Here is a 19282-nt window from a genome sequence, read left to right on the forward strand (position 1 = left end):
GCCCCCGGAACCGATAGCGTTAACATGACGAGAAATCGTCCGGTACCCAGATGCGGACTGGAACGGGAAGGCCGCCGTCGAGTGAGTACAGCCCAACAGCCAGACAGCAAGGACCGCCCTGCGCGGCTCACCGTGGGCGTCGTCGGCGCCGGCCGGGTGGGTCCCGCGCTCGCCGCGTCCCTCCAGCTCGCCGGGCACCGCCCGGTGGCCGTCTCCGGGGTCTCCGAGGCCTCCCGGCGGCGGGCCGAGCTGATGCTCCCGGACGTTCCGCTCGTCTCCCCCGCGGACGTCCTCCAGCGCTCCGACCTGGTCCTGCTGACCGTCCCCGACGACACCCTGCCCGGCCTCGTGGAGGGCCTGGCCGAGACCGGGGCGGTGCGGCCGGGACAGTTGCTCGTGCACACCTCGGGGCGGTACGGCGCCAAGGTCCTGGACCCCGCCCTGCGCGCGGGCGCCCTGCCGCTGGCCCTGCACCCGGCGATGACCTTCACCGGCACCCCGGTGGACGTCCAGCGCCTCGCCGGCTGCTCGTTCGGCGTCACCGCCCCCGAGGAGCTGCGGCTGGCCGCCGAGGCCCTCGTCATCGAGATGGGCGGCGAGCCCGAGTGGATCGAGGAGGCGAAGCGGCCGCTCTACCACGCGGCCCTCGCCCTCGGCGCCAACCACCTGGTCACCCTCGTCGCGCAGTCCATGGAGCTGCTGCGCTCGGCCGGTGTCGAGGCACCGGACCGGATGCTCGGCCCGCTGCTCGGCGCCGCCCTCGACAACGCCCTGCGCTCCGGCGACGCGGCCCTCACCGGCCCCGTCGCGCGCGGGGACGCCGGCACCGTCGCCGCCCATGTCACCGAGTTGCGCAAGCACGCCCCGCAGACCGTCTCCGGCTATCTGGCGATGGCCCGCGCGACCGCCGACCGCGCGCTCGCCCACGGACTGCTGAAGCCGGAGCTCGCCGAGGACCTGCTCGGGGTACTCGCCGGCCAGGCCGACGGCGCCGACGGGGCCCCCGGGCCGGAGGGAGACGCCCGATGAGCATCGCCGTGCTGCGCACCGCCGACGAACTGCACGCCCGCGCGCGTGCGGGCCGCCGGGCCGTCGTGATGACCATGGGCGCCCTGCACGAGGGCCACGCCACCCTGATCCGCACCGCGCGCGAGATCGCGGGGCCGGAGGGCGAGGTCGTCGTGACCGTCTTCGTGAACCCCCTCCAGTTCGGCGCGGGCGAGGACCTCGACCGCTATCCGCGCACCCTGGACGCCGACGTCAAGATCGCCGAGGCCGCCGGTGCCGACGCCGTCTTCGCGCCCTCCGTCGACGAGGTCTACCCGGGCGGCGAGCCCCAGGTGCGCATCAGCGCGGGCCCCATGGGGGAGCGCCTGGAGGGAGCCTCGCGCCCCGGCCACTTCGACGGCATGCTCACCGTCGTCGCCAAGCTGCTGCATCTCACCCGCCCCGACATCGCCCTGTACGGCCAGAAGGACGCCCAGCAGCTCGCCCTCATCCGCAGGATGGTGCGCGACCTGAACTTCGGTGTCGACATCGTCGGCGTGCCCACCGTGCGCGAGGACGACGGCCTGGCCATGTCCAGCCGCAACCGCTACCTCACCCCGCAGCAGCGCCGCACCGCGCTCGCGCTGTCCCGGGCCCTGTTCGCGGGCCGCGACCGGCACGCGGCCCAGGAGGCGCTGCGCGCGCGGGCCCGCGAGGTGCCCGCCACGCACGCGCGTGCCGAGGCCCTGAGCGCCCTCGGCGAGTCCCGCGCGGCCGCCGACGCGCACGCCGTCGCCAAGGCCCTCCCCGGCGCCCCCTCGGCCGTCCGCGCGGCGGCCCGGCTGGTCCTCGACGACGCCGCCCGCCAGGACCCGCCGCTCGCCCTGGACTACCTCGCGCTCGTCGACCCGTCCGACTTCGGCGAGATCGACGACGACTTCACCGGCGAGGCCGTCCTCGCCGTCGCCGCCCGGGTAGGGACCACCCGGTTGATCGACAACATCCCCCTGACCTTCGGAGCCGCCTCGTGACCAGCACAGGCATACGACTGCACGCACCCGCCCCGGGGTGGTCCATCGACGCGGACGTCGTGGTCGTCGGCTCCGGCGTCGCCGGTCTCACCGCGGCCCTGCGCTGCGAGGCCGCGGGGCTGAGGACCGTCGTCGTCACCAAGGCCCGCCTCGACGACGGCTCCACCCGCTGGGCGCAGGGCGGCATCGCCGCGGCCCTCGGCGAGGGCGACACCCCCGAACAGCACCTGGACGACACCCTGGTCGCGGGCGCGGGCCTGTGCGACGAGGAGGCCGTGCGGATTCTCGTCACCGAGGGCCCCGACGCCGTACGACGGCTCATCGCGACCGGCGCCCACTTCGACGAGTCCGAGGCCGGCGACCTAGAGCTCACCCGCGAGGGCGGCCACCACCGGCGCCGGATCGCGCACGCGGGCGGTGACGCCACCGGCGCGGAGATCTCCCGGGCGCTCGTCGAGGCGGTACGCGCGCGTGGCCTGCGCACCATCGAGAACGCGCTCGTGCTCGACCTGCTGACCGACGCCGAGGGCCGCACGGCGGGCGTCACCCTGCACGTGATGGGCGAGGGCCAGCACGACGGCGTGGGTGCCGTGCACGCCCCCACGGTGGTCCTCGCGACCGGCGGCATGGGCCAGGTCTTCTCCGCCACCACCAACCCGTCCGTGTCCACCGGCGACGGCGTGGCGCTCGCCCTGCGCGCGGGCGCCGAGGTCAGCGACCTGGAGTTCGTGCAGTTCCACCCCACCGTGCTGTTCCTCGGCGCGGACGCGGAGGGCCAGCAGCCGCTCGTCTCCGAGGCCGTGCGCGGTGAGGGCGCCCACCTGGTCGACGCCGACGGGGTGCGCTTCATGGTCGGGCAGCACGAACTGGCCGAGCTCGCGCCCCGGGACATCGTCGCCAAGGGCATCACCCGCCGTATGCAGGAGCGGGACACCGAGCACATGTTCCTCGACGCCCGGCACTTCGGCGCCGACATGTGGGAGCACCGCTTCCCGACGATCCTCGCCGCCTGCCGCGCCCACGGCATCGACCCGGTCGCCGAGCCCATCCCGATCGCACCGGCCGCCCACTACGCCTCCGGCGGCGTGCGCACCGACTCCCGGGGCCGTACGACCGTCCCCGGCCTGTACGCGTGCGGAGAGGTCGCCTGCACCGGCGTGCACGGCGCGAACCGGCTCGCCTCCAACTCCCTCCTGGAGGGACTGGTCTACGCCGAGCGCATCGTCACCGACATCCTGGCGGCCCGCGGTGACGACGGCCTCCACGCGCGCGTGCCCGCCCCCGTCGAGCAGCCCGAGCGACCCGCGCACCCGCTGCTCGCGCCCGAGGCCCGGTTCGCGATCCAGCGGATCATGACCCAGGGCGCGGGTGTGCTGCGCTCCGCGGACTCCCTCGCGAAGGCCGCCGACCGGTTGCAGCAGCTGCACACCGACGCCCGCGACGCCCTCGCCGAGAACGGCAAGACGGCCGAGCCCGGCGTCGACACCTGGGAGGCCACCAACCTCCTGTGCGTGGCCCGCGTCCTGGTCGCCGCAGCCCTCCAGCGGGACGAGACCCGGGGCTGCCACTGGCGCGAGGACCGGCCCGACCGCGACGACACGGCATGGCGCCGCCACATCGTCGTACGGCTCAATCCCGACCGGACCCTCGCCCTGCGCACCACCGATACCGCAGACTTCCCCCCGACCCGGCAGCACCTTCAGGAGCAGTGACACCAGTGAGCACCGACGACCTTCCCCTCGCCTCCTCCGGCGGCTGCGGCGACGGCTGCGCCTGCGGCGCCGACGGCGACGCGGAGTACCTGGAGTGCGGGCTCGACCCCGCGCTCGCCCAGCTCCTGGCCGACGCCGGGCTCGACCCCGTCGAGGTCGAGGACATCGCCAATGTCGCCATCCAGGAGGACCTCGACCACGGCGTGGACGTGACGACCGTCGCGACCATCTCCGAGGAGGCCGTCGCCACCGCCGACTTCGTCGCGCGCGAGGCGGGCGTCGTGGCCGGCCTCCGGGTCGCCGAAGCGGTCTTCTCGGTGGTGTGCGAGGCCGAGTTCGAGGTGGAGCGGCACGTCGAGGACGGCGAGCGGGTCGAGGCCGGGCAGAAGCTGCTGTCGGTCACCACGCGCACCCGTGACCTGCTCACCGCCGAGCGCAGCGCGCTGAACCTGCTGTGCCGGCTGTCCGGCATCGCGACCGCCACACGCGCGTGGGCGGACGCCCTGGAGGGCACCAAGGCCCGCGTGCGGGACACCCGCAAGACGACCCCCGGGCTCAGGTCGCTGGAGAAGTTCGCGGTCCGCTGCGGGGGCGGGGTCAACCACCGCATGTCGCTCTCCGACGCGGCCCTCGTCAAGGACAACCACGTGGTCGCCGCCGGCGGCGTCGCACAGGCCTTCAAGGCCGTACGGGAGGCCTTCCCGGACGTGCCGATCGAGGTCGAGGTCGACACCCTGCACCAGCTGCGCGAGGTCGTGGACGCGGGCGCCGACCTGATCCTGCTGGACAACTTCACGCCCGGGGAGTGCGAGGAAGCGGTCGCGCTCGTGCACGGGCGGGCCGCGCTGGAGGCCTCCGGCCGGCTGACGCTGGCCAACGCGCGCGCGTACGCCGACACCGGCGTCGACTATCTCGCGGTGGGGGCGCTCACGCACTCCTCGCCGATCCTGGACATCGGTCTCGACCTGCGCGAGGCGGAGTAGTCGCCATGCTCCTCACCATCGACGTGGGCAACACGCACACCGTCCTCGGCCTGTTCGACGGCGAGGACATCGTCGAGCACTGGCGGATCTCCACGGACGCGCGCCGGACGGCGGACGAGCTGGCGGTGCTGCTCCAGGGCCTCATGGGCATGCACCCCCTCCTCGGGGACGAGCTGGGCGACGGCATCGACGGCATCGCGATCTGCGCGACCGTGCCCTCGGTGCTGCACGAGCTGCGTGAGGTGACGCGCCGGTACTACGGAGACGTGCCGGCCGTCCTGGTCGAGCCCGGGGTGAAGACGGGGGTGCCGATCCTCACCGACCACCCCAAGGAGGTCGGCGCCGACCGGATCATCAACTCGGTGGCGGCGGTGGAGCTGTACGGCGGGCCCGCGATCGTCGTGGACTTCGGCACGGCCACCACCTTCGACGCGGTGTCCGCGCGCGGGGAGTACGTCGGCGGGGTCATCGCGCCCGGCATCGAGATCTCCGTCGAGGCCCTCGGTGTCCGGGGCGCGCAGCTGCGGAAGATCGAAGTGGCCCGGCCGCGCAGCGTCATCGGCAAGAACACCGTCGAGGCGATGCAGTCCGGCATCATCTACGGCTTCGCCGGACAGGTCGACGGCGTGGTGAGCCGGATGGCCCGGGAGCTCGCGGACGACCCGGACGACGTGACGGTGATCGCCACGGGCGGCCTGGCACCGATGGTGCTGGGCGAGTCCTCGGTGATCGACGAGCACGAGCCGTGGCTGACCCTGGTGGGACTCCGACTGGTGTACGAACGGAACGTCTCGCGGATGTGAGCGGCGGGGCGACGACGCCGAGCGGACCGGCATTGGGGTGGCCCGGCCGCGCCACACCCATCCCCTATGTCGAATTTGTCTGATTAGCGCGTACTGTCGCCGCATGCCCACGCCATACGGATCCCGCGGCGGCATGGCGTTCGGCGCGGAGGAGCTGCGTGTGCTCCGCCGTGCTCTCGCCCTCGCCCTTCACCCCGCCCCCGCCTCGGCCGAGGACATCAAGGACTGCCACCGCCTCGCCGAGTCCCTCGACGAGGCCGTGCACGAGGGTGCCCGGCTGCGCGCCTTCCTGGTCGCCGACCTCGGCCGGTACCGCGCCGCGCTGCCCGGCACCGCGGCCGGCTATCTCGCGCTCCTGGAGGAGGCGCTGGGCGCCGGCTACCGGCCAGGGCCCGACGATCTCGCCGCCCTCCGCGCGCTGCGCGGCAGCCCGGTCGCGGCGGCGCTGCTGAGCCGCTGCCAGGTGCTGGCCGAACGGGACGTAAGGGCCCGTCTCGCGGGCGCGGCGGGCGCCACGGCCGCCCGGCGTGCCCCGGCGGCTCCCGTGGTCCCCGCCTCCCGCACCCGCCTCCTCGCGCTCCCCGGAGGCCTTTCCCGGGGCGGCTCCGGAGTGCTTGCCGGTGCTCCCGCCGGAGCCGTCCGGAGCGGTCTCGCCGAGCAGGACGCCAAGGAGCCGCGGCGGGAGCCGGGCAAGGACCCGGCCAAGCCCCCGGTGAAGCCGGCGGAGAAACCCGCCCCCGCCGCCCCGAAGCCCTCCCGCCCCATCCCCACCCCGGGCGAGGTCTTCCCGCGCCGCAAGCCGACCCCGCCCTCGGCGAACCCGCCGCAGCAGCTGGCCGCCGGCTGAGCCTCCGGGCGGGGTCCGCCGCGCAGGCGTTCCAGGCGGACCCCGCCCGAGTTGTCCGACTGTCCGTGGCTACTCTGGACGCATGGACTACGTTGCCGCGCTCGTGCCCCCGGTCGTCATGGCCGCGTTCTTCATCGGCCTGATCCGAGTGATCGTGAAGACCCAGGGCGGGGCCAACAAGGCCAAGGAGGACGCGGCCGTCGACGCCGCCCTCGCGCGCGCGGAGGCGACCAGGCAGGCCGACTGACCGGCCGCGCCCGCATCGGCGTACGACTCCCCGAAGCACCGTGCTTTCGGCGTCGTACGCCCTTTTTGTTGCCGTTTGACGTCGAAAGAGCACGTCCGTCACGCCGATAGCCGGATCTCCCACTATTGTGCTGAGCTGTGCCTCGCCCATTGGGAGAACTCGAAGACGCGGTCATGACGCGGGTGTGGAAGTGGAACCGCCCGGTCACCGTTCGGGAAGTCCTGGAAGACCTTCAGCAGGAACGGTCCATCGCGTACACCACCGTGATGACCGTTTTGGACAATCTCCATCAGAAGGGCTGGGTGCGTCGTGAGGCGGAAGGCCGGGCCTATCGATATGAGGCGGTCTCCACACGGGCCGCCTACGCCGCCGCACTGATGAACGACGCCTGGTCGCAGAGTGACAACCCCGCGGCCGCTCTCGTCGCCTTCTTCGGCATGATGAGCGAGGAACAGCGACAGGCACTCCAGGACGCCGTGCGCATCGTGCAGGGACCGACCGTGGAGAACCCCGACTCGGCATCGCGGGACGGCGGGCGATAGCGTCCGCTCATGTCCGCGAAGACCCCCTCCGCCGAGAACCCCGAAGTCACCGCAAAAGCCATCACCGTCCGCCGGGCCCGCACCAGCGATGTCGCCGGCATCCGTCGGCTCCTCGACTCCTACGTCCGCGACCGCATCCTGCTCGACAAAGCGACGGTCACGCTTTACGAGGACATCCAGGAGTTCTGGGTCGCCGAGCGCGACGACAACGCCGAGCTGGTCGGCTTCGGTGCCCTGCACGTCATGTGGGAAGACCTCGCGGAAGTGCGCACTCTCGCGGTGAAGCCCGGCCTGCAGGGCGCCGGTGTCGGGCATCAGTTGCTGGAGAAGTTGTTGCAGACGGCCCGCTGGCTCGGCGTTCGTCGCGTTTTCTGTCTCACCTTCGAAGTGGACTTCTTCGGCAAGCACGGCTTCGTCGAGATCGGTGAGACACCCGTCGACACCGATGTCTACGCGGAGCTCCTGCGTTCCTATGACGAAGGCGTGGCGGAGTTCCTCGGTCTCGAACGAGTGAAACCGAACACCTTGGGCAACAGCCGGATGCTTCTGCATCTGTGATCGCCAAGGATTCCGGCGATCCGCCCTGCCCGGGTTCCCTATGTCCGAAACGCGCATGTTTCCGGACGAGGGGTCCCCGTTGGTCTCTCCCAGGGGTTTGTGTTTTCCAGTCAAAAGCGGTTTGCTTTCCGACGTAGTGCAGTACTGCATATAACAGGGGACGGCGAAACGGCGGACGCCGCAGACCCCCGGCCCTCAAGTATTGGATGAAAGGAAATCCGGTGGCACAGAAGGTTCAGGTCCTTCTTGTCGACGACATCGACGGCGGCGAGGCGGACGAGACTGTCACGTTCGCGTTGGACGGCAAGACGTACGAGATCGATCTCACGACCGCCAATGCGGACAAGCTCCGCGGTCTTCTCGACCCGTACGTGAAGGGTGGTCGTCGTACCGGGGGCCGTGCTTCGGGTGGGCGCGGAAAGGCGCGAGCCGCTTCCGGTGGCAGCCAGGACACCGCGCAGATCCGTGCCTGGGCAAAGGAGAACGGCATGGAGGTCAATGACCGCGGCCGTGTTCCGGCAAGCATTCGCGAGGCTTACGAGAAGGCCAACGCCTGATCGAAAGGTCTACGCGGGCCAAGGCCTGCGAAGGCTTATGGCCGCGCGCGCAGCCGCAAACGGTGGCACTGCGTTGCCACGGTGTGCACGACGCGCACGAGATCCGGGGGGCCACCGACGCCCCCCAGCGCCGACATCGTCGGCAGCGAGGCCTCGACCTCGCACCCCGGCTCGGGGGGCCGCAGCCACACGGCGGCCCCCTGCAGGGCGCCCGGGCGGCCCAGGACGAGAGGCCGCACCCCGGCGCCGGAGCCCGCGCCGGAGAACTCCGCGGCCATGAGCCGGTCCGGCCCGGTCGCGTCCCCAGCTGCCTTCCGGGGCGACGGCCCCTCCGAGCGCCCGTCCGGTCCGGAATCGTGTTCCCGGTCCGCTGTCCCGCAGCCGATCGCGCCCAGCGTGGTGTCCCGTCCCGCCTCCGGCAGGAGGCTCCGGTCGGGCCTGGCCGGCGGCCACGGCGGCGCCGGTGCCTCCATGGCGTCGCCCGGGCCCAGCGCGCGCAGGTCGAGCGGGAGAGCGCCCCACTCCAGCCACTCCAGGATGCCCGGCAGTTCCTCCGCACTGCCCGCGGCCACCAGCAGGAGGAGCCGGTCGCCCCGTACGGCCACGGGCGAGCCGGCGGTCAGGTGACGCAGGGCCGCGTGCCCGGCGGCGGCCGGGATGTCCAGCACATCGAAACGCAGGCCCACTCTGATCCGTACACAAGAGCCCGGGGACTTCTCGGGCACCGTCGGCCAGCCGAGTTCGTTCTCGTACCAGCGGCGTACCGGATCGTCGCCGGAGGCGGTCGCGTCGGGCGGCCGACGGGGAGACGGGACCGTGGTGAGGTCCGCGGTGAACGGGAGGTGGCCGACCATGCCAAGTGCAACCGTCTCGACTGCCCGCGAGTTACGCTGGGTACATCTATGTGTGCACAGAGTGTTCGCCCAGGGGGCGTGCGGGGGTGCGGTACGGCGCGAAGTTGTTCGCCCATAGCGGAGGGACGGGGGGCGCCTGGCATGGAGTGTCAGTGCGAGCGGGTAAGACATCCCTAGTGGGAGGGGGCGACACGCAGTACGGGCTGTCTCACGTTCGCCAACGGCGTACTGGCGAGTGGGGTAACTGCCTGGCCTGCGGGAACATCGTCTCGCACCATCGGGTTGGAGCAGATGTCGGCGTTAGCGGGGTCAGGAGGCCATCGACGGTGTCGGCAGTTGGAATGAGCGGTCCCCGCTTGCGGGACTAAGCTGCGGAAGGACAGGGAGGGGAAGTTCCCCCCACTGCCTGACCGCTCTGAGGAGCGATTAACGATGTTCGAGAGGTTCACCGACCGCGCGCGGCGGGTTGTCGTCCTGGCTCAGGAAGAAGCCCGGATGCTCAACCACAACTACATCGGCACCGAGCACATCCTCCTGGGCCTGATCCACGAGGGTGAGGGTGTCGCCGCCAAGGCCCTTGAGAGCCTCGGGATTTCGCTCGAGGCGGTCCGCCAGCAGGTGGAGGAGATCATCGGTCAGGGCCAGCAGGCCCCGTCCGGGCACATCCCCTTCACCCCCCGTGCCAAGAAGGTCCTGGAGCTGTCGCTCCGCGAGGCCCTCCAGCTCGGGCACAACTACATCGGCACGGAGCACATCCTGCTCGGCCTGATCCGCGAGGGCGAGGGTGTCGCCGCCCAGGTCCTGGTCAAGCTGGGTGCCGATCTCAACCGGGTGCGGCAGCAGGTCATCCAGCTGCTCTCCGGCTACCAGGGCAAGGAGACCGCCACCGCAGGCGGGCCTGCCGAGGGCACCCCCTCGACGTCCCTGGTCCTCGACCAGTTCGGCCGGAACCTCACCCAGGCCGCTCGTGAGTCCAAGCTCGACCCGGTCATCGGGCGCGAGAAGGAGATCGAGCGGGTCATGCAGGTGCTGTCCCGCCGTACCAAGAACAACCCGGTCCTGATCGGTGAGCCCGGCGTCGGCAAGACCGCCGTCGTCGAGGGCCTCGCCCAGGCCATCGTCAAGGGCGAGGTGCCCGAGACCCTCAAGGACAAGCACCTCTACACCCTGGACCTCGGCGCGCTGGTCGCCGGCTCCCGCTACCGCGGTGACTTCGAGGAGCGCCTGAAGAAGGTCCTCAAGGAGATCCGCACCCGCGGCGACATCATCCTGTTCATCGACGAGCTGCACACGCTGGTCGGTGCGGGTGCCGCCGAGGGCGCCATCGACGCCGCTTCGATCCTGAAGCCGATGCTGGCCCGCGGTGAGCTCCAGACCATCGGTGCCACCACGCTGGACGAGTACCGCAAGCACCTGGAGAAGGACGCGGCCCTCGAGCGCCGCTTCCAGCCCATCCAGGTCGCCGAGCCCTCGCTCCCGCACACCATCGAGATCCTCAAGGGTCTGCGCGACCGGTACGAGGCCCACCACCGGGTCTCCATCACCGACGAGGCCCTCGTCCAGGCCGCGACCCTGGCCGACCGGTACATCTCGGACCGCTTCCTGCCGGACAAGGCGATCGACCTGATCGACGAGGCCGGTTCCCGGATGCGCATCCGCCGGATGACCGCGCCGCCGGACCTGCGCGAGTTCGACGAGAAGATCGCCGGTGTCCGCCGGGACAAGGAGTCCGCGATCGACTCGCAGGACTTCGAGAAGGCCGCCTCCCTGCGCGACAAGGAGAAGCAGCTCCTGGCCGCCAAGGCCAAGCGGGAGAAGGAGTGGAAGGCCGGCGACATGGACGTCGTCGCCGAGGTCGACGGCGAGCTGATCGCCGAGGTCCTCGCGACCGCCACCGGCATCCCGGTCTTCAAGCTGACCGAGGAGGAGTCCTCGCGTTTGCTGCGCATGGAGGACGAGCTCCACAAGCGGGTCATCGGCCAGGTCGACGCCGTCAAGGCGCTGTCGAAGGCGATCCGTCGTACGCGCGCGGGCCTCAAGGACCCGAAGCGGCCCGGTGGTTCGTTCATCTTCGCCGGCCCGTCCGGTGTCGGTAAGACCGAGCTGTCCAAGGCGCTCGCCGAGTTCCTCTTCGGTGACGAGGACGCGCTGATCTCCCTCGACATGTCGGAGTTCAGCGAGAAGCACACGGTCTCGCGGCTCTTCGGTTCGCCCCCCGGCTACGTGGGCTACGAAGAGGGCGGCCAGCTGACCGAGAAGGTCCGCCGCAAGCCGTTCTCCGTGGTCCTCTTCGACGAGGTCGAGAAGGCCCACCCGGACATCTTCAACTCGCTGCTGCAGATCCTGGAGGACGGTCGTCTGACCGACTCCCAGGGCCGGGTCGTGGACTTCAAGAACACGGTCATCATCATGACGACCAACCTCGGCACCCGGGACATCTCCAAGGGCTTCAACCTGGGCTTCGCGGCCTCGGGCGACAAGAAGACCAACTACGAGCGCATGAAGAACAAGGTCTCGGACGAGCTCAAGCAGCACTTCCGGCCCGAGTTCCTCAACCGCGTCGACGACGTGGTCGTCTTCCCGCAGCTCACGCAGGAGGACATCCTCGCGATCGTCGACCTGATGATCGCCAAGGTGGACGAGCGCCTCAGGGACCGGGACATGGGCATCGAGCTCTCCCAGTCCGCCAAGGAGCTGCTGTCGACCAAGGGCTACGACCAGGTGCTGGGCGCGCGTCCGCTGCGTCGCACGATCCAGCGCGAGATCGAGGACACGCTGTCGGAGAAGATCCTCTTCGGCGAGCTGCGTCCCGGTCACATCGTGGTCGTGGACACCGAGGGCGAGGGTGAGACCAAGACCTTCACCTTCCGCGGCGAGGAGAAGTCGGCCCTGCCGGACGTCCCGCCGATCGAGCAGGCGGCCGGCGGTGCCGGACCGAACCTGAGCAAGGAGGCGTAGCCCTTCGGGGAGACGCCCAGAAAGGGGCCGGTGCCTTCGGGTACCGGCCCCTTTCGCGTGCCCACAGCCGTAGGGGCTATCGCTCCAGCAGCCTGACGTCCACTCCGGGAGGGAACACCCCGGAGTAGCGGGACAGCGGGAAGGTGTGCCCCGGCATGTTCTGGAGCGCCACGGAGTGCAACTGCGGGAAGCGGGATGCCAGGACGGCGAGGTCCTCGGTGCCGAGCAGCCCCGTCAGACGCAGCACCTTGACGGTCGGCAGCTCGGGCATGTGGTCGATGGAGTCCGGGAGTTCGCGCAGAAGGCGTGCGTGCAGATGCAGTTGCCTGAGCTGCGGCAGCGCGGCGACCGACCGCCAGTCGGCCCGCGTCAGCTCTGTCGTCAGCGATCCGATGCTGAGGTCGACGAGCTCATGCCAGTGCTCCAGGCCGCGCAGGCCGGTCCGGTTCGTGGTGTGCCGGCCGAGGAAGAGGTAGGTCAGGTGCGCGTCCACGGGCAGGACCTCGGTGAGGCTGTGGCCCGGGAGTTCCTGTTCCAGGGTGAGCCGTCGCAGTGAGCGCAGGGACGCGAGGCCGGTGAGGTCGTCGATCCGGCCGCAGATGAGCTCGGTGAGCGGCAGCTCCGCGAGGCGGTCCAGGCCGCGCGCCTGCGTGCAGCGGGCCAGCAGCAGGTTGCGCAGGGACCCGAAGGGCAGCAGTGCGCCCAGGTCCGTGACCAGGGGGTTGTCGCGCAGGTCGAGGAGGGTCACGTCCGAGGGCTGCGGCACGGCGGCGAGGATCGCCTCCGGTGCGTGCTCGCCGATGAAGGCGAGGCCGGCCCAGGGCCGCATGCCGGCGAGCGCGGCTCGCTGGCCGGGGGACTCGCAGCCGAGGTAGAGGCCGGGACGGGGCAGGTGGTCCAGCACCTCCGAGGCGTACTCGGCGGTGTCGAAGCGGCTCCAGGTTCCCGCGAGCTGTCGGCGGACCCCGATGTCCGGGTGCTCGCGGAACCGCCGAAGGACCGCGAGGGCGCCCGCGGGCTCCTCGGCGGCGAGCAGCGAGGCGGTGATCGTGACGTCCCGGGCCTGCTCGGCCGACAGACCCTGCGGCCCAGGAAGCAGCTCCAGCACCAGTGGACCGGCCTCCGCAAGGGCCCTCGCGTCCTCCTTCGAGGCCGGCGGGATCAGGGCCGCCGCCCGCTGCTCCACCTCCGCCCGCACCGCCGCGTCCAGCGCCGGCGCGTGCTCCAGACAGGCCAGCGCGAGCAACGTCAGCCGGGGGACGTCCCTGGCGAGCAGTTGCCGTATCAGAGAAGCCCGTTCGCGGGGGCGGGCGTGGGCCACCGCCATGCGGATGACGTCCTCCCACTGGGTGTCGTCCGCGCGGCCGGCGAGGACGTCCAGGTGGCCCTCCTCCACGGCGTAGCGGGCGCCCAGGTAGTCCTGGAAGGTGCGGTGGACGAAGTCCACGACGCCGTCGGCGGGTTGGCGGAGCAGGCCGCTGCGCAGGAGCAGGTCGTGCAGGACCGCGGTGGCGGGGCCGCGCAGGCCGACGGCGGGGAGGCAGCGGTCCACGATCGACTCGGCGGTCTCCACCTCCATCTCGGTACGGCCGCTCAGCACCAGCGCGTACGCCAGGCGTTGGATCAGCTCCAGCTGGGTCTCCTCGCCCAGTTCCAGCTCCAGGCCCCGCTCCCGGTCGCGGCGCGCGAGCAGCATGGTGAGGGCGGCGTCGTACAACTCCTTGCGGCCCGTGGGGAGATAGCCCCGCCGTTCGCGGTGCAGGGCGCAGATCAGGCCGCACATCAGGGGGTTGGTGGCCAGGCGGGCCAGGTCGCGTTTGGTGCGCAGCGAGTCAAGGAGCGGGGTCGCGTACTCGGGGGCCCCGGCCGCGGTGTGCCAGCGGTGGACGAAGGTCGCCACGTCCGGCCGGCGCATCGGGGCCAGGGTGAGCTCGCCGAAGCCCTCGGCGGCCAGCCAGTCGGGGCGGACGGCGGTGGGGCGGGAGGTGAGGAGCCAGCGGTTGCCCGGGTAGGCGCGGATGAGGGACAGGAGCCAGTCGCGGGTGCGGTGGCGGTCGGCGGCGGGGATCTCGTCCAGGCCGTCGACGAGGACCAGGCCCCGGCCCGCCGTCAGGACGCGTTCCGTCCAGCCCTCGGGCGGGGTCAGGGGGCAGCTCACGGCGGTCAGGAAGCCGGCGGGGGAGGGGAGGGACCCCGCGCGGATCAGGGTGCGCAGGGGGAGGACGTACGGCACTCCGCTGCCGTCGCGGGCCGCGGTGACCGCCAGCCACTGCACCAGGGTGGTCTTGCCGGAGCCCGCGTCGCCGCGCAGCAGCACCCGGTCGTGGGCGAGCAGGGCTTCCTCGGCGCGGAGGCGCAGTGTCAGCGGGCCTCCGGGGTGTTCCTCGGTGAGGGGGCTCTCCTCCGCCGTGGTCGCCTCCAGGCTGAGGTACGCCACTTCGAGGGGCCAGCGGTCGGGGGAGTCGCGCAGGTCGATGCCGTAGATGGTGATGTGGCGCTGGCGATCGGCGACGTAGGGGAGGTAGCGGCGTTCGAAGTCGCGGTCCGCGGCGCCGGGGCGGGGGGTGCGGGCGAGCAACTCGTCCGTTCTCGCGATGAGTTCGGCCTGGGCCCGGGTCTGCTCGACGAGGGTGCGGGCCACGAAGGTGGACCTGCGGGTGAAGAACTCCAGGATCTGGAGGCAGGACCATTCGATCGCGCTGTCGAGGAAGTGGCAGGCGTCGGCGGAGAGTCCGGGGTCCGGGGGCGCCTGTCGGCGCAGCTTTCCGGCGAGTTCGCGGTGGCCGAGGCGGACGGCTTGCACGTCGTCCATGTCCAGGTCGCCGAGGGCGAGCAGTTGGCGGGTGAGGGCGTCGGCCACGGCGGTTTCCTCGTCCGCGGGGAAGGGGGCCTCGCCGGGGGAGTCGGTGGCCGCGCGGACCAGACCGGTGGCGAGGGCGCGGACCTCCTTCTCGCCCAGGGTGCGCTTCTCGCCCCGGAAGGAGACCAGGGCCGAGAGCCGGACCGGTCTGTCGACCAGGCCGGCGCCCGGGCCGTCGGGCCGGAAGAGTTTCCGTACCAGTTGACCGACCAGAGCGGACGCCAGCTTGCTGCCGAGTACCGCGGGCTCCATCCGCCACCCCCGTGTGTGCGTGTGCGCGGACGGAGCCTAACCGGGCAGCGGCAGGTCAGGACAACTGGCCGTCGTAGTCCGGGAGTTTGTAGGTCTTCTCGGCGTGGCCGCCCGACAGGTCGGTGGCGCTGTTGCCGATGTTCGCGATGATCGTGTAGCCCTGGTTCTCGATCGCGACGCGCTTGTCCGTCTTGTAGGTGGCGACGTCCTTGAAGAGGTCGATGAAGTTGCGGACGTAGAGGCCGCTCACCTGGTAGCCGACCTGCTTGAGGTTGTAGTCGGTCGCCGGGCCGATGATGTCGGGGCGGGCGGTCACGAAGAACAGGGAGACGCCGTGCTCCTGGGCGTACTTCGCGACGTTCAGGACGGGCTTGTTGGCCGGCGAGGGGTAGCTGAAGCCGAAGTCGGTCTCCAGGGCGGTGTTGTCGATGTCGAGGACGATCGCCTGCTTCTCACCGGGCTTCGTCGCGGCGATGCGGGTCTTCAGGTACGGCAGGGCCTGGTCCATCACGGCCTGGCAGTCGGCCTGCCAGGTGGCGTAGTCGACCTGGGCGGCGGTGGCCGTGGCGGTCGTGGAGGCGCTCTGGCTCGTGGCCGACGTCGTGGTTGGCGTCGTGGCGGCCTCGGCGGGTACGGCCAGGGCGACCAGGGCAGCCGCGGCGACGGCGCCGACAGCTGTGGGGCGAGCCCAGGGGCGTCTGCTGCTCATATCGGTGGGGGTCCTCTCACGTCCGTAAGCCGTTGTCCGGTGCATGGTGCGGGGCGAGGGTGACGCGAGGGGAACCGTAGGGTTACCAGCGGTAAGTAGCCAGAGACGGGGGTCACATCGGGAGGTGTTTAAAACGGCGTCTCCGGTGACATGACGCACAGGCGATTTGTCCGTTACTAGGCGGATTAGTGGCGAGAGGTGCGGGAGCAGGGCGTATCAATCGCCAATGTCGTGACTTATTACTACGAACCATCGTAGATAGCTGGTTTTGGGGCGCGCGGGCCTCGGGGTTACCAATGCCTTTCCGTTTTCCCCGACCCCCCGAGGTTCCTGATGTTCCAGCGCGTCTCCCCCCGCTCCTCCCGTACGACCCTGCTCCGTGCCCGGGTGGCCGTCCTGGCCGCGTCCGTGGGTGCGTCGGCCGTGCTCGGAGCCGGAGTCGCCTCGGCCGCGGCCAAGCCCTCCTGGGTCGACCCGGTCAAGAAGTACAAGCTCAGCGCGAGCTTCGCGCAGGCCGGCGGCATGTGGCAGTCCACCCACAGCGGGCAGGACTTCGCGGTGCCGAGCGGGACGAAGGTCGTCGCCGCGCACGGCGGGACCGTCGTGAAGGCGGGCCCCGGCGGCGCCGGTGACGGGTCCGCCTACGGCAACGCCATCGTGATCAAGCACGGCAACCGGACGTACTCGCAGTACGCCCACCTCTCGCGGATCAACGTCAAGGTCGGCCAGGTCGTCAAGACCGGCCAGCGGATCGCCCTGTCCGGCAACACCGGCAACTCCAGCGGCCCGCACCTGCACTTCGAGATCCGCACGACGGCGAACTACGGCTCGGCGATAAACCCGGTCGCGTTCCTTCGGGCCAAGGGCGTCAAGGTCTGAGGTCGGAGGCCGGAGAGGGCAGGGGTGCCGGACGTCGGCCCGCCGCGCGGCATGTGCCGGTGAACTGCGTCCCTTTGGTACGGCTCGCGTGAGCGGCTCCCGCGTCCAGGGGCGTTCCACCTGCCCCGGGGCTACGCGTTCCCGCCGCTCCCGTGGGCCTGGGTGATCAGGTCCGTGGCCACCTCCAGGACCGCCTTGCGCTTGGACTCCTGGTCGCCGTCCAGGTCCTGGAGGAGGAACATTCCCGCGTGCAGGGTGAAGATCGCGCTGACGGAACGGACCTGGGCGACCAGGTCGGCGTCCGGGTCGACGACGATCTCGCGCAGCCCCTGCATGCGCTCCTTGAAGGTGTCACCGATGCGCAGTTCCCGGACCGTGGCCTGGTTCTCCTGCATGAAGCGGAACAGCGGAGTCGCCCCGGCCAGCGTGTCGCTGTAGCGCCGGATGATCTCCTGCTTGGTCTCCAGCGTGTGGGGCTGCTGCCTGCCCCACTCGATCAGGTCGAGGATCGGCTGCGTCAGGTCGTCGAAGATGCTGACGAGGATCTCTTCCTTGGTCTTGAAGTGGTAGTACAGCGCCGCCTTGGTGACGTCCAGGTGCTCGGCGATCTCCCGCAGGGACGTCTTCTCGTACCCCTGCTCGGCGAAGAGTTCGAGGGCCACGTCCTGGATGCGCTGGCGCGTGTTGCCGCGGCGCTGCTGCTTCGTGCGGTCCATCGTGCCGCCCATCCTCATGCCTCTCGGCTTTCCATGAAACTTACTTGACGCCCGGCTAGTAAGGCGTCTACCTTCCCCAGTGTAGACAACTAGCCGGGCGGCAAGTAAGTGCCCCGGCGGGGGAAGTGCGCAGAAGCTTCAGGGGAGTGGAAACGATGGCGGACACACAGACGGTCGAGACGGAACCGGACAAGGAACCGGCCAAGCAGCGCAGCGTACGGGTCGTCCTGCTCGCGCTGATGATCACCATGATGCTCGCGATGCTCGACAACATGATCGTGGGCACCGCGATGCCGACGATCGTGGGCGAGCTCGGCGGCCTCGAGCACCTGTCCTGGGTGGTGACGGCGTACACGCTCGCGACGGCCGCCGCGACCCCGATCTGGGGCAAGCTCGGTGACATGTACGGCCGCAAGGCCACCTTCATGACGTCGATCGTGATCTTCCTGATCGGCTCCGCGCTCAGCGGCATGGCCCAGGACATGGGTCAGCTCATCGGGTTCCGGGCCGTGCAGGGCCTCGGCGCCGGCGGTCTGATGGTCGGTGTCATGGCGATCATCGGCGACCTGATCCCGCCCCGGGAGCGGGGCAAGTACCAGGGCATGATGGCCGGCGTCATGGCGCTCGCGATGATCGGCGGCCCGCTCGTCGGCGGCACCATCACCGACAACTGGGGCTGGCGCTGGTCCTTCTACATCAACCTGCCGCTCGGCGTGGTGTCCCTCGGCCTCATCAGCGTGGTGCTGCACCTGCCGAAGAAGCGGGCCAAGGCGGGCATCGACTACCTCGGCGTGGTCCTGCTGACCGTCGGCATCACCTCCATCGTGCTCGTCACTACCTGGGGCGGCACGGAGTACGCCTGGAGCTCCGCGCGGATCATGGAGCTGATCGGCATCGGCGTCGCCGCGCTCATCGGGTTCGTGTTCTGGCAGACCAAGGCGGCCGAGCCGATCGTGCCGCTGCACATCTTCCGCAGCCGCAACTTCACGCTGATGTCGCTCATCGGCTTCATCACCGGCTTCGTGATGTTCGGCGCGACCCTCTTCCTGCCGCTGTACCAGCAGTCGGTGCAGGGGGCCTCCGCGACCAACTCCGGGCTGCTGCTCCTGCCGATGCTCGGCGCGATGCTGGTGACCTCGATGGTCGCGGGCCGGGTCACCACCAGCACCGGGCGCTACTACGTCTTCCCGGTGGTCGGCAGTGTCCTGATGGTCGTCGGGCTGTACCTGCTGTCCACGATGGACACCGGGACCTCGCGGTTCACCTCCGGTGTGTTCATGGCCGTGGTCGGGTTCGGCATGGGCTGCCTGATGCAGATCACCATGCTGGTCGCGCAGAACAGCGTGGAGATGAAGGACATGGGCGTCGCGTCCTCCTCCACCACCCTGTTCCGTACGCTCGGCTCGTCCTTCGGTGTCGCCATCATGGGCGCGCTGTTCAACAACCGGGTCCAGGACGTCATGTCCGAGCGGGCGGGCGCGCTGGGCTCCAAGGTGACCGAGCAGTCCGCGCAGCTCGACGCGGCGAGCCTGGCGAAGCTGCCGGCGGCGGCGCGGGAGGCGTACCAGTACGCCGTCTCCTCGGGCACCCACTCGGCGTTCCTGCTCGGCTCGATCGTGGCCGTGCTCGCGCTGGTGGCGGCGGTGTTCGTCAAGGAGGTCCCGCTGAAGGGCGCGGGCCCGCAGAAGCCGACCGAGGACGCGGCACCGGCCCCGCTGGTCGAGGTCTGACCCGCACGGCCCCACACTGACCCGCACAGCCCGACCCTCTTGAACCGAAGGCCCCCG

General features: G+C 70.8%; 17 protein-coding genes. 13 read left to right on the top strand and 4 right to left on the bottom strand.

What is annotated here, in order from left to right:
• The first annotated feature begins 81 nt into the window (after positions 1–81).
• The 10 genes from H295_RS0140480 (at position 82) to H295_RS0140525 (ending at position 8267) form a co-directional block, all read left to right on the top strand.
• Positions 82–1029, top strand: coding sequence for a Rossmann-like and DUF2520 domain-containing protein (locus H295_RS0140480; RefSeq protein WP_028810198.1), 948 nt, complete (start codon positions 82–84; stop codon positions 1027–1029).
• Complete coding sequence (panC, locus tag H295_RS0140485) at positions 1026–2018, top strand: pantoate--beta-alanine ligase (protein WP_020141073.1); 993 nt, start codon at positions 1026–1028, stop codon at positions 2016–2018. The genes H295_RS0140480 and panC overlap by 4 nt, the downstream gene beginning before the upstream one ends.
• The gene (locus tag H295_RS0140490) at positions 2015–3730 is read left to right on the top strand and encodes an L-aspartate oxidase (protein ID WP_020141074.1); all 1716 of its coding nucleotides are present in this window, start codon (positions 2015–2017) and stop codon (positions 3728–3730) included. The genes panC and H295_RS0140490 overlap by 4 nt, the downstream gene beginning before the upstream one ends.
• 5 nt (positions 3731–3735) lie before the next feature.
• Complete coding sequence (gene nadC / locus H295_RS0140495; protein WP_020141075.1) at positions 3736–4713, top strand: carboxylating nicotinate-nucleotide diphosphorylase; 978 nt, start codon at positions 3736–3738, stop codon at positions 4711–4713.
• Between the two features lie 5 nt (positions 4714–4718).
• Positions 4719–5516, top strand: a complete 798-nt coding sequence (locus H295_RS0140500; RefSeq protein WP_020141076.1) for a type III pantothenate kinase — start codon at positions 4719–4721, stop codon at positions 5514–5516.
• Between the two features lie 133 nt (positions 5517–5649).
• The gene (locus H295_RS0140505; protein ID WP_020141077.1) at positions 5650–6363 is read left to right on the top strand and encodes a hypothetical protein; all 714 of its coding nucleotides are present in this window, start codon (positions 5650–5652) and stop codon (positions 6361–6363) included.
• A gap of 82 nt (positions 6364–6445) precedes the next feature.
• Entirely contained in the window at positions 6446–6610 is a 165-nt protein-coding gene (locus H295_RS47705; protein ID WP_020141078.1) for a hypothetical protein, read from the top strand.
• Between the two features lie 149 nt (positions 6611–6759).
• On the top strand, positions 6760–7152 hold the full coding sequence (locus H295_RS0140515) for a BlaI/MecI/CopY family transcriptional regulator (protein WP_078616893.1): 393 nt from the start codon (positions 6760–6762) through the stop codon (positions 7150–7152).
• 9 nt (positions 7153–7161) lie between these two features.
• Positions 7162–7710 carry an amino-acid N-acetyltransferase gene (locus tag H295_RS0140520; protein WP_020141080.1) on the top strand — a complete coding sequence of 183 codons (549 nt, stop codon included), beginning with the start codon at positions 7162–7164 and terminating at the stop codon, positions 7708–7710.
• Positions 7711–7931: 221 nt separating this feature from the next.
• Complete coding sequence (locus tag H295_RS0140525; protein ID WP_020141081.1) at positions 7932–8267, top strand: histone-like nucleoid-structuring protein Lsr2; 336 nt, start codon at positions 7932–7934, stop codon at positions 8265–8267.
• 35 nt (positions 8268–8302) lie between these two features.
• Here the strand turns inward: H295_RS0140525 and H295_RS0140530 are convergent, their stop codons facing one another.
• A complete protein-coding gene (locus H295_RS0140530) occupies positions 8303–9121 on the bottom strand; it encodes an SCO3374 family protein (protein WP_020141082.1) in 819 nt (272 codons plus the stop codon).
• 432 nt (positions 9122–9553) lie between these two features.
• Between H295_RS0140530 and H295_RS0140535 the strand changes: the two genes are divergently transcribed.
• Positions 9554–12079: an ATP-dependent Clp protease ATP-binding subunit gene (locus H295_RS0140535; RefSeq protein WP_020141083.1), complete on the top strand. Its 2526-nt coding sequence runs from the start codon at positions 9554–9556 to the stop codon at positions 12077–12079.
• A gap of 76 nt (positions 12080–12155) precedes the next feature.
• On the opposite strand, the gene H295_RS0140540 is transcribed toward H295_RS0140535, so the two are convergent.
• The gene (locus H295_RS0140540) at positions 12156–15191 is read right to left on the bottom strand and encodes an NACHT domain-containing protein (RefSeq protein WP_020141084.1); all 3036 of its coding nucleotides are present in this window, start codon (positions 15189–15191) and stop codon (positions 12156–12158) included.
• 55 nt (positions 15192–15246) lie between these two features.
• Positions 15247–15900: an HAD family acid phosphatase gene (locus H295_RS0140545; RefSeq protein ID WP_020141085.1), complete on the bottom strand. Its 654-nt coding sequence runs from the start codon at positions 15898–15900 to the stop codon at positions 15247–15249.
• Positions 15901–16233: 333 nt separating this feature from the next.
• On the opposite strand from H295_RS0140545, the gene H295_RS0140550 reads away from it, so the two are divergent.
• Complete coding sequence (locus tag H295_RS0140550; protein ID WP_020141086.1) at positions 16234–16779, top strand: M23 family metallopeptidase; 546 nt, start codon at positions 16234–16236, stop codon at positions 16777–16779.
• A 131-nt stretch (positions 16780–16910) separates the two neighbouring features.
• Here the strand turns inward: H295_RS0140550 and H295_RS0140555 are convergent, their stop codons facing one another.
• Positions 16911–17507: a TetR/AcrR family transcriptional regulator gene (locus tag H295_RS0140555; protein WP_020141087.1), complete on the bottom strand. Its 597-nt coding sequence runs from the start codon at positions 17505–17507 to the stop codon at positions 16911–16913.
• 143 nt (positions 17508–17650) lie between these two features.
• On the opposite strand from H295_RS0140555, the gene H295_RS0140560 reads away from it, so the two are divergent.
• On the top strand, positions 17651–19225 hold the full coding sequence (locus H295_RS0140560) for an MDR family MFS transporter (RefSeq protein WP_020141088.1): 1575 nt from the start codon (positions 17651–17653) through the stop codon (positions 19223–19225).
• The last annotated feature ends 57 nt before the right edge of the window (positions 19226–19282 follow it).

The organism is Streptomyces sp. 351MFTsu5.1, assembly GCF_000383655.1.
GTDB classification, from domain to species: domain Bacteria; phylum Actinomycetota; class Actinomycetes; order Streptomycetales; family Streptomycetaceae; genus Streptomyces; species Streptomyces griseorubiginosus.

Coding starts and splice junctions, on each gene's coding strand:
- panC (WP_020141073.1), top strand. CDS start 1,026: ATGAGCATCGCCGTGCTGCGCACCGCCGACGAACTGCACGCCCGCGCG.
- H295_RS0140500 (WP_020141076.1), top strand. CDS start 4,719: ATGCTCCTCACCATCGACGTGGGCAACACGCACACCGTCCTCGGCCTG.
- H295_RS0140505 (WP_020141077.1), top strand. CDS start 5,650: ATGGCGTTCGGCGCGGAGGAGCTGCGTGTGCTCCGCCGTGCTCTCGCC.
- H295_RS47705 (WP_020141078.1), top strand. CDS start 6,446: ATGGACTACGTTGCCGCGCTCGTGCCCCCGGTCGTCATGGCCGCGTTC.
- H295_RS0140520 (WP_020141080.1), top strand. CDS start 7,162: ATGTCCGCGAAGACCCCCTCCGCCGAGAACCCCGAAGTCACCGCAAAA.
- H295_RS0140530 (WP_020141082.1), bottom strand. CDS start 9,121: ATGGTCGGCCACCTCCCGTTCACCGCGGACCTCACCACGGTCCCGTCT.
- H295_RS0140535 (WP_020141083.1), top strand. CDS start 9,554: ATGTTCGAGAGGTTCACCGACCGCGCGCGGCGGGTTGTCGTCCTGGCT.
- H295_RS0140540 (WP_020141084.1), bottom strand. CDS start 15,191: ATGGAGCCCGCGGTACTCGGCAGCAAGCTGGCGTCCGCTCTGGTCGGT.
- H295_RS0140545 (WP_020141085.1), bottom strand. CDS start 15,900: ATGAGCAGCAGACGCCCCTGGGCTCGCCCCACAGCTGTCGGCGCCGTC.
- H295_RS0140550 (WP_020141086.1), top strand. CDS start 16,234: ATGTTCCAGCGCGTCTCCCCCCGCTCCTCCCGTACGACCCTGCTCCGT.
- H295_RS0140555 (WP_020141087.1), bottom strand. CDS start 17,507: ATGGGCGGCACGATGGACCGCACGAAGCAGCAGCGCCGCGGCAACACG.
- H295_RS0140560 (WP_020141088.1), top strand. CDS start 17,651: ATGGCGGACACACAGACGGTCGAGACGGAACCGGACAAGGAACCGGCC.